Source organism: Enterobacter sp. 01-M-03-SI-ECC, from assembly GCF_047530215.1.
In the GTDB taxonomy this organism is placed as follows: domain Bacteria; phylum Pseudomonadota; class Gammaproteobacteria; order Enterobacterales; family Enterobacteriaceae; genus Enterobacter; species Enterobacter chengduensis.
In genome coordinates this window covers 236128-252471 of sequence record NZ_JBLKDA010000001.1, presented here as the reverse complement: position 1 = coordinate 252471, position 16344 = coordinate 236128, and the positions used below count along the sequence as shown (strand labels likewise).

The following is a 16344-nucleotide window of genomic DNA, read 5'->3' as shown; positions in this document are numbered from 1 at the left end:
TAATTGTATGGATGATGTGAAATTTCTGTTGACGTAAGGTGGGTGTTTCCGGGTTTGCGCTTTTGCTCCATACTATTCACTTAATTACCAAAAAAATGAAGGATTAAGACTTTGGCAGGAAGTAGCTTATTAACATTGCTGGACGATATTGCCACCTTACTGGACGACATTTCAGTCATGGGGAAGCTGGCGGCGAAGAAAACCGCAGGCGTGCTGGGAGATGATTTATCGCTTAACGCCCAGCAGGTGAGTGGGGTAAGAGCAAACCGGGAGCTGCCGGTGGTGTGGGGCGTGGCGAAAGGCTCTTTCCTGAACAAGGTGATTCTGGTGCCGCTGGCGCTGCTGATCAGCGCGTTTATTCCCTGGGCCATCACGCCGCTGTTGATGATCGGCGGGGCGTTTCTCTGCTTCGAAGGCGTGGAGAAGGTGCTGCACTCCCTTAGCGCGCGCAAGCAGAGCGATACGCCGGAGGTGCGCCAGCAGCGTCTTGAGGCGCTGGCCGCGCAGGATCCGAAAACCTTCGAGCGCGATAAGGTCAAAGGCGCTATTCGGACCGACTTTATCCTGTCGGCGGAAATTGTGGCCATTACGCTGGGCATTGTCTCCGACGCGCCGCTCCTGAATCAGGTGCTGATCCTCTCCGGCATTGCCATTCTGGTCACGGTAGGCGTCTACGGCCTGGTGGGGCTGATCGTGAAGCTGGACGATATCGGCTACTGGCTGGAAGAAAAGTCGAGCGCGGTGGCAAGAGGCATCGGTAAAAGCCTGCTGGTGCTGGCCCCGTGGCTGATGAAGAGTTTGTCGGTGGTGGGCACGCTGGCGATGTTCCTCGTAGGCGGCGGGATCGTGGTTCACGGCATTGCGCCGCTGCATCATGCCATCGAGCATTTCGCCTCGGCGCAGGGAGCCGTTATCGCGGCGATTCTGCCCACGCTGCTGAACCTGGTGCTGGGCTTTATCATCGGCGCTATCGTGGTCGCGGTGGTGAAGCTGGTCGAAAAACTGCGCGGCACCTCGCACTAATTGTTACCCGCTATGGGATGCAAAAAGACCATTCCTCGTCTAAATTGAAACAGTTTCACCCTGATACAGGAGGCAGGTATGGTCTTTTTGGTCAGTGATGAAGTTAAGCCTAAAAAGGGCGGCCCACGTATGATCGTCACCGGGTATTCCAGCGGAATGGTAGAATGTCGGTGGCACGATGGCTACAGCATCAAGCGGGAAGCATTTCGTGAAGATGAGCTTCAGCCGGGGGACGGGCAGCACAAGCGGGACAAGGCTTGATCACATAACGCCCGGCTTTGCCGGGCGTTTTTATCTCACGTACCGGGTGTAAGGCCGTTATCAGGGAGTGTGTGTGCAGCACGATACCTTTGTTGTAAGACAATCTTTTTTGCAATGGCTGCATAAGCGTAGCAATCCGGGATTGATTGTTAATCTCTGCTTTCTGTTCGTGCTGGTGTTCTCCACGCTCCTGACCTGGCGCGAGGTGGTGGTGCTCGAAGAGGCGTACATCTCCAGCCAGCGCAACCATCTGGATACGGTGGCGAGCTCCCTGGACAGGGAGCTGCAGAACAGCGTGGACAGAATGCTGTTCTTCCGTCAGGGCATGGGGGATGCACTCCAGACGCCGCTGGCCTTTGATGTCCTTAAGGATGCGGTGTCACGCTTTAACACCGTCCGCATGCTCCCCACCTGGCAGCTTGCCGTTGATAAAAAACGCACCCTTCCGATCAACGGGGTGTCGGATGCGTTCGTTGAAAAAACCACGCTTCTCAATCGAGACGCCGATCGCATCGGCCATGAAATTTCTGCCGCGCTGGAAGTGGGGTATCTGCTCAGGCTGGCGTCGTCGAGAGCGCAAACCGAAGCGCGGGTGATCTACGTCTCCCGTGCCGGATTTTTCATTTCAACCGATACGCCGGACCAGGCGGGTGATATTACCGCCCGCTATTACAACCTGGTGACCCAGTCCTGGTTTACCCAGCAGTCCGAGCGTAACAATCGCGCGCGCGCGGTGCGCTGGTTTATCTCTACGCCTTCATCCTGGACCCGTGACGAACGCACGATCACCGCCAGCGTGCCCATTTATTACGATCGCTACTGGTATGGCGTCGTAGCGATGGATTTCACGTTGAGCACGATGCAGCAGCTGCTGGCAGAGGCGACGGAAGACCGAACGGAGGGGGAGTACCAGCTGTACGACACCCGGCTCAATATGATTGCCACCTCTGCCCACGCGGGAAGCCCGGTTAACCATTTTGACGAACGCGAAACGGCGCAGATTGCTCAGGCGATTGAGCACGCCACCGGCGGCGGGATCCGCCTCGGAAGCCGATTTGTAAGCTGGGAGCGGCTCGATCACTTCGATGGCGTCGTCCTGCGGATCCACACCCTGCACGAAGGGGTGCAGGACGACTTCGGCAGCATCAGCATCGTGCTGGCGCTCCTGTGGGCGCTCTTTACCGCCATGCTGTTAATCTCGTGGCTGGTTATTCGCCGCATGGTCAGCAACATGTATACGCTGCAGCATTCGCTCCAGTGGCAGGCCTGGCATGACCCGCTTACCCGGCTGAATAATCGCGGCGCGCTGTTCGATCGCGCCAAAATACTGACGGAAACCTGTCGTCAGCAGTCGCTGCCCGTCTCCGTGATTCAGCTCGACCTCGATCACTTTAAAAACGTCAACGACCGTTTCGGCCATCAGGCGGGCGATAAGGTGCTCTCCCACACCGCGGGGCTGATTGCGAGCGCGTTACGCAAGAATGATGTGGCAGGGCGCGTCGGCGGGGAGGAGTTCTGTGTCGTCCTGCCGGGGATCGGCCTGGAGGAGGCGAGGGGAGTGGCGGACCGGATTCGGTGCCGGATCAACAGTAAGGAGATCCTGGTGAAGAAGAGCACGACTCTTCGCATCAGCGCGTCGCTGGGGGTGAGCAGCGCGGAAGAAGCGGGTCTTTACGATTTTGAACAACTGCAGTCCATTGCGGACACCCGGCTCTATCAGGCCAAACAGCGCGGGCGTAACCGGGTCGTCTGGCGGGATCAGGACAGGAAGTGATCCAGCCCCTCCTGCCAGCCTGCGGGCCCCGGCTGCCGGGTGTGATAAACCCGCTCGGGGTTATCGTCCCGTAGCATGATCCCCTGGCGGTTAATGCCCTTGATGACCACCGCTAAATCCATGCTGTCGAGCAGCGGCGCATCGTTAGGACCGTCGCCAAGCCCCAGCGTGGTGGGGTCCATCTCCTCCTGCTCGCGGTACTGGGCAATCAGCCAGTTCACCGCCACGTCCTTGCCGCAGCGGGCGTCGAGAATATGCCAGAAGCGCGCCCCCTGCAGACATTTCAGGCCGATGCGCGCCAGCTCCTCTTCAAACTGAACCATTTTCTCATCGGTATCGCGCCAGATGAGCGTGACGGATGCCTCATGCCTGCGGGCAAGCGCCGAACGGTAGCGCGTTAGCCCGGTCCACTCGCTGATGACGTGGTCGTCCACGTCGTCAAAGGTGGTAAACTTAGCGCCCGTCTGCAGGCGAATGTGCTCGACGCGCGGGCGAATATCCCGATGCACCGTCCCGCGTATCTGGCGCTGGACCGTCTCCCATCGCACGTCAGGCTGAATCACCGCGCCGTTTTCGGCAATAAACGGTAGGCCTTCCAGCCCAAGATCCTGCTGAATATCCAGCATCTCTGCCGCAGTCTTGCTGCTGCAGAGAATGACCGGAACCTGGTTATCCAGCAGCCTGTCGAGCCAGGGCATGGCGGGTTGCCAGTCATAGGTATGAATATCCAGCAACGAGCCATCCAGGTCAGAAAAAATCAGCAAGTTATCCCGCAGTGAAGGCATAGCGACTCCTCGTAAGGGGTGTCTTCCTCTCTAGGAAAATTCTTAAAAAATCACCAGGCGCGTCACCGGAGAAATGGGAACAATTCCAGGCAAACCCGCATTCGGCGCGCGTTATTCCTCATAACTAAAAGCATTATGTTAAAAATATTATATTCATCCCAAGAATATATGCTTGTCAGACAAATTCGTTGGAGATAGTGTGGCTCGTACATCAGATTTCCTGGTGTAACGAATTTTCAAGTGCTTCTTGCATAAGCAAGTTTTGATCCCGGTCATCCCCATGACCGGGATTTTTTTCGTCCTACCGATTGGCTTCCGACACGCTAAAGTCGTGAATATCAAGCTCGAAGGCTTCGGCCAACTCACGATAGGTGTGATAGTCCCTTCCGTTGACGATGACGCGGTCCGAATTGTCGTCGGTGCGGCGGACTTCTGACTCGCTGATCTCATTGATGGCGGCCAGCAGGGCATCGACATCCACCTCGACGTCGCGCTTGATGGTGTCGCTGTACGCTTTATCGGTCTTCATTACGGGGTTCCTCATTCAGCCGGATCCAACCATAAGTATAGACTGTCGATAAAAGCGCCATTCGCGCCGGGCAGCGATGTGCGTTTTTGCGTTTTGTTCTACACTGGCTCAAAACCAGAGGAGGAATGTATGAAGGTCAACGATCGGGTAACGGTTAAAACGGACGGTGGGCCGCGCCGCCCGGGTGTGGTACTGGCAATTGAAGAGTTTAGTGAAGGCACCATGTACCTGGTATCGCTGGAAGACTACCCGCTTGGCATCTGGTTTTTTAACGAACTGGGGCATCCGGACGGTATTTTTGTTGAGAAAGCAGACTAGCACGGCGTCGGGTAGCACAGCGCGCCCGACAACCTCACGGAAGCAAAAATCTCTGGCCAGGCCAGAGATCAAAGGTAGGGTGCACAGGGTTTTAAGCGACTAACGCATGTTGACGAAAATCCCGTTCGTCACATTATCGGTCAGGCGTACCACGTGGTAGATCACTTGCTTATTATGCGTTTTAATTTTCCGTTTAATATTTCCTTTGTGTGACGAAACGGTTTTCGCTTTAATATTCATCTGGTCCGAGATCTGAATAGTTCCTTGTCCCGCCATCCACATTCGCAGCATACTTGATTCAGTCCTGCTTAATGATAGGGTGGGCAAGTTAACCGCTCCTACATTTTTAACTTCTTTATTCAAATAATCACCCAGAATGTCATCCAGCGACTCGGGTTTAATCGATTTAGAACTAATCAATAAATTTTTACGGACCAACAAATACTCATCGAAATGGATATTCGCGATCGCCATAAAAACAATAAACAGGGTTTTTGGATGCTGATTAATGATTTGCTTAATGTGCTGACTGTTGGCTGGATCGTGAATGAAACAGTCCTCATTAATAAACACCACGCCTGGTTTTAGTTCGTCACAAGCGGCTGCGAGTTCGTCAACGGTGTGCGCATCGTTGATGTCTCTCTTTCTTACCCCTCTGCTTGCCAGGTACCCGGTTAACCCTAGCCGGGTGTAGCTGCATAAATCCATAATGATCGTTGACATGGCATACCCTCACTCAATGCGTAACGATAATTCACCATCTGCCTGAGAGCTCAAAACAGCCATACGGGATGGAAAAAAATAATAAACCTGTGAGCATGACAAAGACTTTCAGGCGGACTCACTATCCCGTAAAGTTACGTATAATTTGCCAGGAATCTTCTTAAAGTAAAGTAAATATTAAGTATTGTGAGGTGGTTAGAAACAATTAAACCGCGTCAGATATATCCTGGAAGATGTTTTTCACGTTTTATTTTAGGAATATCCTCAGAAAGACAATAGCAACAGTGAGGGTTATTATTTACGTGGCAGTTCGCTAAAAATATCCGCTAACAGGTTGAATATCTCGCCGAATAAATGTTCACAGAAGGGAGCGATAAGTGGCATCAGCAAGGACATTAATAAAATGCCGACCGTTAAGGTGAGTGGAAAACCAATGACAAACACCGACAGCTGCGGTGCCATTCGGTTGAGTAAACCTAACGCCAGGTTGACGGTCAGCAGGAGGGTGATGATCGGCAGCGCCAGCATCAGCCCGTTAAGGAACACCAGCCCCGCCGCGCGGGTGAGCGCCAGAAAGGCGTTGCTGTTCACCGGATTATCGCCAATCGGCAGCGTATGGAACGTATCCACCAGCATGGAGATAAGCCACAGATGACCGTTGAAGGACAAAAACAGCAGCATGGCGAGCAGATCGATAATGCGCGCGATCACGGGCATATTGAGATGGCTGCCGGGGTCGACAAACGTGGCGAACGATAGCCCCATCTGCAGGCCGATCAGTTCCCCTGCGGTACGCACCGCGGCGAAGGCGAGCTGCATGGTAAAGCCGACGGCGACGCCAATCATCACCTGCTGCAAGGCCACCCATACCGCATTCGCCGAGAAAATGGGAATATCCACGGGCGGCAGAGAGGGCGCGACGATAATGGAGATGATAATGCCCAGCCCCACCTTGACGCGCTTGGGTATCGATTTCTCGCTGAGGATCGGGGCGGTAGAAATCAGCGCCATGATGCGCAGCATCGGCCAGAAATAGACGCCGAGCCACTGAACCCACTGGTCGCTGGTGAAGTGCAGCATCGTCAGATCAGCCGATGATGTACGGCAGGTTGGTAAACAGGTTGCGCATATAGTCCAGCAGCAGGTTCAGCATCCACGGCCCGGCAACGATAATCGCCACGAACACGGCGATGATTTTCGGGATAAATGACAGGGTCATTTCGTTAATCTGCGTGGCGGCCTGCAAAATGCTGATAATCAGACCGGTAACCAGCGCGACAAGCAGCAGCGGCGCGGCAACGGCAATCGCGATTTTCATCGCTTCCGTGCCCATCATCATGACCGATTCGGGTGTCATTGCCGTTCCTTAACTGTAGAAGCTTTGCGCCAGCGAGCTGACCAGCAGCTGCCAGCCGTCGACCAGCACAAAGAGCATGATCTTAAAGGGCAGGGCAATGGTCGCGGGCGGCACCATCATCATCCCGAGCGCCATCAGGACGCTGGCGATCACCAGGTCGATAATCAGGAACGGAATAAAGATGGTAAAGCCAATCTGAAACGCGGTTTTCAGCTCGCTGGTGACGTAAGCAGGGAGCAGAATGCGCATCGGCACCGCTTCAGGCCCCTGCAGCTCGCCGGTATTGGACAGGCGGGCAAAAAGGGCCAGATCCGCTTCGCGCGTCTGGCGAAGCATAAATTCGCGCAGCGGCTGCGCGCCTTTATCCAGCGCCTCCTGCATGGAGATTTTGTCTTCGCTGAACGGCTGGTAAGCGTCGGTGTATATCTTATCGATCACCGGCGACATAATGAAAAAGGTCAAAAACAGCGCCAGCCCCAGCAGAACCTGGTTTGGCGGGGCGGAAGGGGTACCCAGCGCGTTACGCAGCAGACCAAAGACGATAATGATGCGGGTGAAGCTGGTCATCATCAGCAGGATGGCCGGAATAAACGTCAACGAGGTGATGAACACCAGCGTCTGCACCGGCAGCGACCAGCTTTGTCCGCCGCCCGCCAGAGGGGTGGAGACCAGACCGGGCAGCTGAGCATAAACCGCGGGAGCAAACAGGCCAACGCCCGCGAGCGTCAGGGATAACAAACGGCGCATCAGGATCTCCCGGAACGCTTAAGCAAACTCTTCATGACGGACTGAAAATCCGCGGGGGCGTCTGCGCGCTCGTCCACCACGGTAGGGGCGGGCGGCAGCTTATGTAATAGGCTGATGTTTGAGGCCGTCACGCCCAGGACCAGACGCGCATCGTCCACCTCGACGATAACCACGCGTTCGCGCGGCCCCAGCGTGGTGCTGGCGCTGACCTTCATGCCGCGGGCACCGGCGGTTTTCCCCGCCAGGCCAAAGCGCTTCGCCAGCCAGGCGGCGATAAGAATAAAGGCAATAATACCGAACAATGCCCCGCTCACCTGGAGCAGAGGCGAGCCTGGAACGGCAGAAGGTTGCGATAGCGTTGCCTGGGTTTTCATGCTTAACGGCTCAGACGACGCATACGTTCAGACGGGGTAATGATGTCGGTGATACGTACGCCGTATTTATCGGCAACCACCACCACTTCGCCCTGGGCAATCAGATAGCCGTTGATCAGAATATCCAGCGGCTCGCCGGCCAGACCGTCAAGGGCCACCACGGAGCCCTGCGTCAGGCGCAGCAGCTCTTTAATGGTCATACGGGTGCGTCCCAGCTCAACGGTCAGCTTTACCGGGATATCCATAATCAGGTCGATGTCCTGCAGCGTACCGCTGACGTCACCGCCGCCGAGCTGCTGGAATACGGCATCCGCAGCGCTTTTGGCCGGAGGTGCTTTTTGCTCGTTTAACGCGTCAGCCCACAGATCGTCCAGTGCTCCGCTGTTTTCATCGGACGGATTGTTCATGTCACTCATTTGGGCTGTTCCTCATTCAGCGAATTCAAAATCGGGTTGATCAAGTGCTCAACGCGTAACGCATACTGACCGTTAATCGTGCCGTACTGGCTTGTCAGCACGGGGACACCATCCACATGGGCAATAATGCGGTCGGGTTTTTCTATCGGCAAAACGTCACCGGGTTGTAATTTCAGGATCTGAGATAACCGCAGCGGGATATCGGCGAAGCTCGCCACCAGCTCAAGCTGCGAATGCTGGACCTGGCGGACCAGGTTCTCACGCCAGTTCTGGTCCTCGTTGCGGGAGTTCTCCAGCGGCGGGTTAACCAGCAGCTCGCGCAGCGGTTCGATCATGCTGAACGGCAGGCAGATGTTGAACTCGCCGGTCAGGTTACCGATCTCCACGTGGAACGGGGTGTTCACGACGATATCGTTCGGGGAGGTGGTGATATTGGTAAATTTCACCTGCATCTCGGAACGGACGTACTCCACTTCCAGCGGGTTAATCGCTTTCCACGCGTCGCTGTAGGACTCCAGCGCCAGCTTCAGCATGCGGTTAATGACGCGCTGTTCGGTGTGGGTGAATTCACGGCCTTCTACCTTGGTCGGGAAACGCCCGTCGCCGCCGAACAGGTTATCCACCGCGATGAACACCAGGCTTGGGGAGAACACCACCAGACCGGTGCCGCGCAGCGGCTTCAGATGAATCAGGTTAAGGTTGGTTGGCACCGGCAGGTTGCGGGCAAACTCGTGATACGGCTGAATGCGGATCGCACCGACCGTAATATCCGGGCTACGACGCAGCAGGTTAAACAGCCCCATACGGAACTGACGTGCAAAACGTTCGTTAATGATCTCCAGCGCCTGCAGGCGTTCACGCACCACGCGGCGCTGGGTATTCGGATCATAGGGACGAATATTGTCGTCACCCGTTAGGCCCGGTTGCGGATCATCGTTTTTATCGCTGTCGCCGTTGAGCAGCGCATCGATTTCTGCCTGAGAAAGAATACTGTCGCCCATGTCGTTACCGCAGAATGAATGCTGTATACAGAACGTCAGTGACTTCCTGCTTAGGTTGGCCGTTTACCAGCGGGGTCGCCAGCGTTTGTTTGATGGCGTCGACCAGCTTTTGCTTACCCACATCGGTGGCCAGCGCCGAAGCGTCCTGACGAGAGAACAGCAGCAGGAGGCGGCTGCGCACTTCAGGAAGATAATCGTTCAGACGTGAACGGGTGGCTTCATCTTTCAGGCGCAGCGTAATGCCCACATAAAGCACGCGATCCGCATCACCCAGATTGACGGTGAAGGTATCCAGCGGGAAGAACACTGGAGCCGGCGGAGGTGGCGCTTCAGCCTTGGCTGCAGCGGTGGTTGGTTCCTGCTGCATACGCCAGTAACTATAGCCCGCGGTAGCGCAGGCGGCGAGCGTGATCAACACCAGCAGCGGGATCCAGATGGAACGCTTACTTTTTTTGGTGATAGCGGAGTCAGTCATCTGATACGAGCTTCCTGTTTCGGTACAGCTTAATAAGGTGATTATCCCGTGTCCTGCCGTCGTCAAAGCGTGGAAAAGACGGGGATAATCACGCTACCTCTGGCGTTTAGGCGAAGATGTCTACGGCACCGTTACCGCGCGCTGCGGATTGCAGGGCGGCAGGAACAGGCAGTAATTCATCGCTCTCTTCATTAAACCCGCCGGTGTTGCCGGAACGCGAAGCCTGGTGCTGCTGCTGGGATGAGGAGTGCTGCTGCCCGGCGAAGCTCTCGCTGCTGACGCTGCTCTGCGCAAGCTGAATGCCGTTCTCCGCCAGCGAGGTCCGCAGGACCGGCAGCGCGGCTTCCAGCGCCGCACGCACGTGGCTGTGCGCGGAGACCATCTGCAGCTGCGCCTGGTTATCATCCAGCTTAAGCGAAATTTGCACCTGACCCAGATCTTCCGGGTGCAGGCGCAGCTCGGCCGTCTGCTGGCCCTGCTTAGTGAACAACGTGATGTGCTGGCTCAGGGACTGCTGCCACTCGTGGGTGCCCAGCGGCTGGCTTAACACCGGCGCGGTGGCAACGGTGGCGGCAGGCTGGCTGGTGGCATGGCTGGACAGAATCGGTGCCAGGGTAGCCGCTGGGGAGGCCGTGGAGGAGGAGCTGGCGAGCTCCTGCTTCTCTGCCGCGGCGGGAACAACCGGTGCGGCTGGCGCGCTGGCTGTCAGATCCGGGCCGCTCGTTTTCACCTGGCTCTGATAAGGTGCAGCCGTCTGGCCTTTATCGTGGCTTCCCGCAGGGGCGTTCAGCGGCAGCTGGCTCGCACCACGTTGAGCGAGCGTCGCGGAACCGAGCGCCGATCGTGCCGCAATACCGTCACTGCCCGCTGCGTGAGCGGTGCTGGTCTGCTGGTGCGGCAGCATGGCCATCAGCGCGCTTAATCCGGCCAGCTCTTCTTCAGTCAGTTCGCTTTTGCCGTCATCCTTGCCGTTTGCCGCCGTCAGCGTCTTCACGGCATCGCCCTTTGACAGGGGCACCAGACCGGACATCAGGGTTTCAGGGGCGGTAAGCTGCGCGGTCTCATCGCCACTCAGAGCAGGCTGACGCGCGAGCAGATCGGCAATTTTGGCCTGCAGGGCGGTATCCCCTTTGGCGTCCTGCGCCACTTTTGACAGCTTGCTGCCGGCGGCTTTCAGGTCAGCCAGGGTCAGCGGCGCATCTTTGCCCTTGCCCGTTGCGTCCGACAGGGCGCCCGCCAGCAGGGAGAGAAAGTCCTGCGCACCGTCGGCGCCTTTCCCCGTTTGCGTGCCGCCCGACAGGTCGCTGTCGCTCATCAGCAGTTGTTGCAGTGTGATCATTCCGGTTTCCTCATTGATGCGCGCTGGGCAAACTCATCCATTTTTTTCTGATCCAGACGGTTTTCCGCCAGGGTCGAGGCTGCAATCTGCCGGTCCTGTAAGGTTTGCCAGGCCTGCAGCCGCTGTTTTTTCTCGCGCCAGAAGTTCAGCGCGGTATCGACTTTTTGGGTCCACTGGTTTAGCTGCTGGCGATGCTGTTCAATCGCCTTTTCCAGCGTCTGGATAAACTGCTGATAGTTAATCCAGCGCTGGCTGCCAATGCCCTGGGTCATATCGGTATTGAGGTTGGTGCGATACTCATGCTGATAGTCGATTAACATCTTCAACTGTTCTTCAGCCTGCTGGCACCCGCGTCGCATTGCGCCAAGCTGCAATGCGGCATCATCAACTTCTTTTTCTGCCAGATCTTTCAGCGTTGATAACGCGCTGTTTTGCGCCATGACCTTCGCCCTCCACCTGTGTTACACCTGCGGGAAAATCAGCTCCAGTGCCTGAAGTGAATCTTCCCAGTCGGCGCGTTCAAAAATGCCTTGTTGCAAAAATGCCTCCAGCTGCGGCCACAGGGTAATCGCCTTGTCGAGCATCGGATCGCTGCCTTTGGCATACGCCCCGACGCTGACCAGATCGCGGTTGCGCTGGAAGCTGGAGAGGAGTTGTTTAAAGTTACGCACGCGGGCGTAGTGCTTCTCGGTTATCAGCGCCGTCATTGCGCGGCTGATAGAGGCTTCAATATCAATCGCCGGATAGTGCCCGGCTTCGGCCAGACGGCGCGACAGCACAATATGGCCGTCAAGGATCGCGCGCGCGGAGTCGGCAATCGGATCCTGCTGGTCATCGCCTTCCGTCAGCACCGTATAGAATGCGGTAATGGATCCGCCGCCGCTGATGCCGTTCCCCGCGCGTTCAACGAGCGCCGGGAGCTTGGCAAAGACCGAAGGCGGGTAGCCTTTGGTTGCCGGTGGCTCGCCGATGGCCAGCGCGATTTCACGCTGCGCCATCGCGTAACGGGTCAGGGAGTCCATGATCAGCAGCACGTGCTTCCCGCGGTCGCGGAAATCTTCGGCAATACGGGTGGCGTAGGCGGCACCCTGCATACGCAGCAGCGGCGATACGTCCGCCGGGGCGGCAATCACCACCGAGCGGGCGCGGCCTTCCGCACCCAGAATATTTTCAATAAAATCTTTTACTTCGCGACCGCGCTCGCCAATCAGCCCCACGACGATAACGTCGGCCTGGGTGTAGCGCGCCATCATGCCGAGCAGAACGGATTTACCCACGCCGGAACCGGCGAACAGGCCCATACGCTGTCCACGTCCCACGGTCAGCAGGGCGTTAATCGGGCGCACGCCGGTGTCCAGCACATGCTCGATAGGCGTACGCTGCAGGGGGTTGAACGGCTGGGTGATCAGCGCGCCGGTTTCGGTGGTGTCCGGGGAAGGGAGCCCGTCGAGCGGTTTCCCGCTGCCGTCCAGCACGCGGCCCAGCAGCGCAGGGCCAAGGGGCAGCTGTTTTCCGCTTTGCAGACCGTCGCCGCTGACGCTTTTCGCGTAGACGCGGGCGCCGGGCAGAATACCCTCCACCTCTTCAAGCGGCATCAGGAACAGGCGCTGGCCGTTAAAGCCGACCACTTCGCTTTCGACTTCACGCGTTTCCTGCCCGTCCTGACGCTCAATGACGCAGGTTGCCCCCAGCGGCAGCTGCAGGCCGGTGGCTTCGAGAACCAGACCGGTGGCGCGCGTCAGTCGCCCATAGCGACGAACGGCGGGCAGTTGCGTCATCTTCGTCTCGAAGTTGTCGAGCGTGGTGAGCCAGCGGGTGAGGCGCGCGGTCATCAGACGACTCCCGGTGCCGCCAGGCGGCACAGCTCCTGCCAGCGGGTGGCGACGCTGGCATCCAGATCGCCTTCATCCGCAGAGACTTTGCAGCCGCCGTGGTGTAACGACGGGTCGCCGCGCAGGCGCCAGCCGTGCAGGCTAAGCGTTGCGCCCAGGCTCTCTTCCACGCGCTGCAGATCGTCCGGATGGACGCGCAGCTGCGGTTTGCCGCTGAACAGCGGCTCCTGCTGCAGCAGACCCTGAATTTGTTTGATCAGCGCCGTGTTATCCACCACGGGCGTCTGGCCGATCACCTGGCGCGCGGCTTCCAGCGCCATCTGCATCAGCCGCGAGGCGATCACGCTGTCCAGCGCGTCCAGCGTGTGCTGAAACTCGCTGACCAGCTGCTGCATGCGGGCGTGGAGCGGCGCCTGCTGCTGCCGCGCCTGATCGATACCATGCTCTAACCCTTTTGCCAGACCTTCCTGATACCCGAGGTCGTGGCCTTTCTGCCGTCCTTCGTTGAGACCGGCATTGTAGCCCTGCTCGTGGGCCTGCATTTGCAGCTGGGCCAGCATCTGTGCCTGCTGTTCCTCTTCGCTCAGCTCGGGCTGCTCGACGTCCGGGTCAGGCGCCTCGGTCGGCATCACGGCTGGCGTGAACTCGGAGAGGGGAGGCGCCAGATCGTCCGGCGTCCAGCGCTTCCACGGCAGCTCGTTAGACATAGGTGTCGTCTCCGCTGCCAATCACCATCTCGCCGGTTTCCGCCAGGCGACGAACAATAAGCAGAATCGCTTTCTGTTCGTTTTCCACCTGAGACAGACGAACCGGGCCGCGGTTGGCAAGGTCGTCGCGCAGGATATCGGCCGCACGCTGGGACATGTTGCGCAGGAACTTCTCGCGCAGCGGCTGCTCGGCGCCTTTGAGGGCGATAAGCAGCGACTCGGAATCCACTTCCTGGAGCAGGCGCTGGATGCTGCGATCGTCCACTTCCACGAGGTTTTCGAACAGGAACATCTCGTCGATGATTTTCTGCGCCAGCTCGCCGTCGAATTCGCGAACTGCGGTAATAACGGCCTCTTCCTGCTGGGTTTTCATCAGGTTGATGATTTCCGCCGCCGTTCTCACGCCGCCCATTTTGCTGCGCTTGAGGTTCTGACCGTCGAGCAGGTTGTTCAGCACTTCGGTCAGCTCCGCCAGCGCGGCCGGCTGGACGCCGCCGAAGGTGGCAATACGCAGCATCACGTCGTGGCGCAGGCGCTCTTCGAACAGGGCCAGAATATCGGCCGCCTGACCACGCTTCAGGTGGACCAGGATGGTGGCGATAATCTGCGGGTGCTCGTCGCGAATAAGGTCGGCGGCACTCTGCGGCTCCATAAAGTTGAGCGTTTCGATACCGCTGGCGGTATCGCGGGTTTCCAGAATGTCTTCCAGCAGGCTGGCGGCACGCTCCTCGCCCAGCGCCTTGACCAGCACGGAGCGCAGGTAGTCGTTGGCGTTGACGTTCAGCGCGGCAAACTGTTCGGCTTCCTGCTCAAATTCCGACAGCACTTCGGTCAGCTGCTTGTTGGAGATTTGACGCACGTTGGCCATGGCCGCACTGAGAATTTGCACTTCTCGCTGGGAGAGGTGTTTAAACACCTCTGCCGCGCGGTCTTCGCCAATGGTCATCAGCAGGATGACGCTTTTATCGGTGCCCGTAAGCGTATTACTCATGTTCGTTACCCATCCACTGGCGGATGACCAGCGCCACGACGCGCGGATCGTTATCTGACATTTCGCGAATGCGCTGGCTCATGACCTCAGCGCCCATGCGCTGGTTAGCACGACGCTGCTGCATCTGTTCATCTTTGCTGAGGCGAACTTCAACCGCTTCTTCCGTCTCCTGACGCGTATTCATCTGCTCGCGAGCCGCTTTTTCAGCTTCCGCACGGCGCTGGAGCTGCGGACGCACGCCCTTACGCCACAGCAGCCACGCGACGATCAGCACCAGCAGCCAGCGTCCCGCGGACAGCAGCTGGTCGATAAACGCCTGCTGTTGCCAGAACGGCAGTTCACCGCCGGTCTCTTCAACCGCGTTGAACGGCGAGTTCACCACGTTGAGGGTATCGCCACGCTTCTCGGAGTAACCCATCGCTTCACGGGTCAGGTTTTCAATCTGCTTCATCTGCTCGGCGGTCAACGGCAGCGGTTTGCCATCCGCCAGCGTTTTGTAGTTCACCACCACCGCAACAGAGAGACGCTGAATATCGCCCACGTTCAGTTTAGTGTGGCGAATTGTTCTATCCACTTCGTAGTTCGTGGTTTCGTTACGGCTGCTGGTACGCGGACCGCTGGTGTTCGCCGTTGAGGTGGTCTGCTGGTTATTTTGCTGACCGTTCTGCTGGCTGGCCGGCGGCGTAGAGATCGGTGCCGCGTTAGCCGGGGCAGGCTGGTTAGACAGCGCGCCCGGCACGCCGCCCGGGTATGCACCGCCGACCTGTTCGTTCGAATTGATCTGGCGTGAACGCATCACCGCCTGAGCCGCATCGCCGTTCGGGGTGTACTGCTCTTCGGTTTGTTCTTTATTCGCGAAGTCGATCTGCGCGGTGACCTGCGCGTGCACGTTGCTGTTGCCCACGACCGGGCCGAGAATCGCTTCAATGCGGCGCTGGAGGCGGCTTTCCACATCGGCGGCGTATTTCAGCTGCGCATCGTTCAGGTCGCGACCGGCGGTGTTGGACTGGGTCAGCAGGTGACCGCTCTGGTCAACCAGCGTCACGTTACCCGGCGGCAGACCGGCAACGGCGCTGGAGACGAGATGCGTCACCGCGCTGATTTGCCCTTCGTCCAGCGCGCGGCCAGGCTGCAGGTTAACGGTTACGGAAGCCGACGGTGATTTCTGTTCGCGAACAAATAAAGAAGGTTTAGGCATCGCCAGGTGCACGCGGGCACTCTTTACCGGGCCGAGTGTTTCAATGGTGCGGGCCAGCTCACCTTCCAGCGCACGCTGGTAGTTCACCTGCTCGCTGAACTGGCTGATACCGAATTTTTCCTGATCCAGCAGCTCAAAGCCAACGGCACCGCCCTTAGGCAGACCCTGCTGTGCCAGACGCAGGCGCAGCTCATGCACCTTATCTGCCGGAACCTCCAGCGCGCCGCCGTTATCGGCAAAGCGATAGGGGATGTTCATCTGGGTCAGCTGGGTGACGATGGCGCCGCCATCCTGATCGGAAAGGTTGCTGTAGAGCGTCCGGTAGTCAGGGCTTTTCGCCCACAGAACCATCGCTACAAGGATCGCAATTGCGGCAGCGCCTGCCACGATCAACGGGATTTTAGGATTCGCGCGAAGGCGGTTCATCCACTCGAGTGATTTATTCTGCGGCGCTGTCGATGCTGTTGCACTCATTGCGCACCTCTTAAATCCTG

General features: G+C 57.9%; 19 protein-coding genes and 1 pseudogene. 4 read left to right on the top strand and 16 right to left on the bottom strand.

What is annotated here, in order from left to right:
* Positions 1 to 111: 111 nt before the first annotated feature.
* From ACMWKK_RS01230 to dgcQ, 3 genes are all read left to right on the top strand, one after another.
* Positions 112 to 1023, top strand: a complete 912-nt coding sequence (locus ACMWKK_RS01230; RefSeq protein WP_047716144.1) for a DUF808 domain-containing protein — start codon at positions 112 to 114, stop codon at positions 1021 to 1023.
* A gap of 78 nt (positions 1024 to 1101) precedes the next feature.
* Positions 1102 to 1284, top strand: a complete 183-nt coding sequence (locus tag ACMWKK_RS01225; RefSeq protein WP_008500307.1) for a YodC family protein — start codon at positions 1102 to 1104, stop codon at positions 1282 to 1284.
* A 73-nt stretch (positions 1285 to 1357) separates the two neighbouring features.
* Positions 1358 to 3058, top strand: coding sequence for a cellulose biosynthesis regulator diguanylate cyclase DgcQ (dgcQ, locus tag ACMWKK_RS01220; RefSeq protein ID WP_112781369.1), 1701 nt, complete (start codon positions 1358 to 1360; stop codon positions 3056 to 3058).
* On the opposite strand, the gene ACMWKK_RS01215 is transcribed toward dgcQ, so the two are convergent.
* Both ACMWKK_RS01215 and yodD read right to left on the bottom strand, forming a co-directional pair.
* Positions 3043 to 3843: a mannosyl-3-phosphoglycerate phosphatase-related protein gene (locus ACMWKK_RS01215; protein ID WP_112781370.1), complete on the bottom strand. Its 801-nt coding sequence runs from the start codon at positions 3841 to 3843 to the stop codon at positions 3043 to 3045. The two genes, dgcQ and ACMWKK_RS01215, sit on opposite strands and share 16 nt — an antisense overlap.
* 301 nt (positions 3844 to 4144) lie before the next feature.
* Positions 4145 to 4372 (bottom strand): YodD family peroxide/acid resistance protein, encoded by a 228-nt coding sequence (gene yodD / locus ACMWKK_RS01210; RefSeq protein ID WP_045328167.1) that lies wholly within the window; start codon positions 4370 to 4372, stop codon positions 4145 to 4147.
* A gap of 129 nt (positions 4373 to 4501) precedes the next feature.
* Between yodD and dsrB the strand changes: the two genes are divergently transcribed.
* Complete coding sequence (gene dsrB, locus ACMWKK_RS01205; protein ID WP_008500312.1) at positions 4502 to 4690, top strand: protein DsrB; 189 nt, start codon at positions 4502 to 4504, stop codon at positions 4688 to 4690.
* 99 nt (positions 4691 to 4789) lie between these two features.
* Here dsrB and rcsA read toward each other — a convergent pair whose 3' ends face one another.
* The 14 genes and pseudogenes from rcsA to fliF form a co-directional block, all read right to left on the bottom strand.
* A complete protein-coding gene (gene rcsA / locus ACMWKK_RS01200; protein WP_008500313.1) occupies positions 4790 to 5413 on the bottom strand; it encodes a transcriptional regulator RcsA in 624 nt (207 codons plus the stop codon).
* A 287-nt stretch (positions 5414 to 5700) separates the two neighbouring features.
* Positions 5701 to 6493 (bottom strand): annotated as a pseudogene (fliR, locus tag ACMWKK_RS01195) (flagellar biosynthetic protein FliR); the annotation flags it as partial.
* Between the two features lie 7 nt (positions 6494 to 6500).
* On the bottom strand, positions 6501 to 6770 hold the full coding sequence (fliQ, locus tag ACMWKK_RS01190) for a flagellar biosynthesis protein FliQ (protein ID WP_008500315.1): 270 nt from the start codon (positions 6768 to 6770) through the stop codon (positions 6501 to 6503).
* Positions 6771 to 6779: 9 nt separating this feature from the next.
* Positions 6780 to 7517 carry a flagellar type III secretion system pore protein FliP gene (gene fliP, locus ACMWKK_RS01185; RefSeq protein ID WP_008500316.1) on the bottom strand — a complete coding sequence of 246 codons (738 nt, stop codon included), beginning with the start codon at positions 7515 to 7517 and terminating at the stop codon, positions 6780 to 6782.
* Positions 7517 to 7891 (bottom strand): flagellar biosynthetic protein FliO, encoded by a 375-nt coding sequence (gene fliO / locus ACMWKK_RS01180; RefSeq protein ID WP_112781372.1) that lies wholly within the window; start codon positions 7889 to 7891, stop codon positions 7517 to 7519. The genes fliP and fliO overlap by 1 nt, the downstream gene beginning before the upstream one ends.
* A gap of 2 nt (positions 7892 to 7893) precedes the next feature.
* Complete coding sequence (gene fliN, locus ACMWKK_RS01175) at positions 7894 to 8307, bottom strand: flagellar motor switch protein FliN (RefSeq protein ID WP_023312308.1); 414 nt, start codon at positions 8305 to 8307, stop codon at positions 7894 to 7896.
* On the bottom strand, positions 8304 to 9308 hold the full coding sequence (gene fliM, locus ACMWKK_RS01170; RefSeq protein WP_112781373.1) for a flagellar motor switch protein FliM: 1005 nt from the start codon (positions 9306 to 9308) through the stop codon (positions 8304 to 8306). Before fliM ends, fliN begins: the two co-directional genes overlap by 4 nt.
* Before the next feature lie 4 nt (positions 9309 to 9312).
* Positions 9313 to 9783 carry a flagellar basal body-associated protein FliL gene (fliL, locus tag ACMWKK_RS01165; RefSeq protein WP_023312306.1) on the bottom strand — a complete coding sequence of 157 codons (471 nt, stop codon included), beginning with the start codon at positions 9781 to 9783 and terminating at the stop codon, positions 9313 to 9315.
* A 106-nt stretch (positions 9784 to 9889) separates the two neighbouring features.
* Entirely contained in the window at positions 9890 to 11122 is a 1233-nt protein-coding gene (fliK, locus tag ACMWKK_RS01160) for a flagellar hook length control protein FliK (RefSeq protein ID WP_112781374.1), read from the bottom strand.
* Positions 11119 to 11562, bottom strand: a complete 444-nt coding sequence (gene fliJ / locus ACMWKK_RS01155) for a flagellar export protein FliJ (RefSeq protein WP_006811155.1) — start codon at positions 11560 to 11562, stop codon at positions 11119 to 11121. The genes fliK and fliJ overlap by 4 nt, the downstream gene beginning before the upstream one ends.
* A gap of 21 nt (positions 11563 to 11583) precedes the next feature.
* Complete coding sequence (gene fliI, locus ACMWKK_RS01150; protein ID WP_045328187.1) at positions 11584 to 12954, bottom strand: flagellar protein export ATPase FliI; 1371 nt, start codon at positions 12952 to 12954, stop codon at positions 11584 to 11586.
* Positions 12954 to 13661 (bottom strand): flagellar assembly protein FliH, encoded by a 708-nt coding sequence (gene fliH / locus ACMWKK_RS01145; RefSeq protein ID WP_112781375.1) that lies wholly within the window; start codon positions 13659 to 13661, stop codon positions 12954 to 12956. Before fliH ends, fliI begins: the two co-directional genes overlap by 1 nt.
* Positions 13654 to 14652: a flagellar motor switch protein FliG gene (gene fliG, locus ACMWKK_RS01140; protein ID WP_008500327.1), complete on the bottom strand. Its 999-nt coding sequence runs from the start codon at positions 14650 to 14652 to the stop codon at positions 13654 to 13656. The genes fliH and fliG overlap by 8 nt, the downstream gene beginning before the upstream one ends.
* Positions 14645 to 16324, bottom strand: a complete 1680-nt coding sequence (fliF, locus tag ACMWKK_RS01135) for a flagellar basal-body MS-ring/collar protein FliF (protein WP_112781376.1) — start codon at positions 16322 to 16324, stop codon at positions 14645 to 14647. Before fliF ends, fliG begins: the two co-directional genes overlap by 8 nt.
* Between the last annotated feature and the right edge of the window lie 20 nt (positions 16325 to 16344).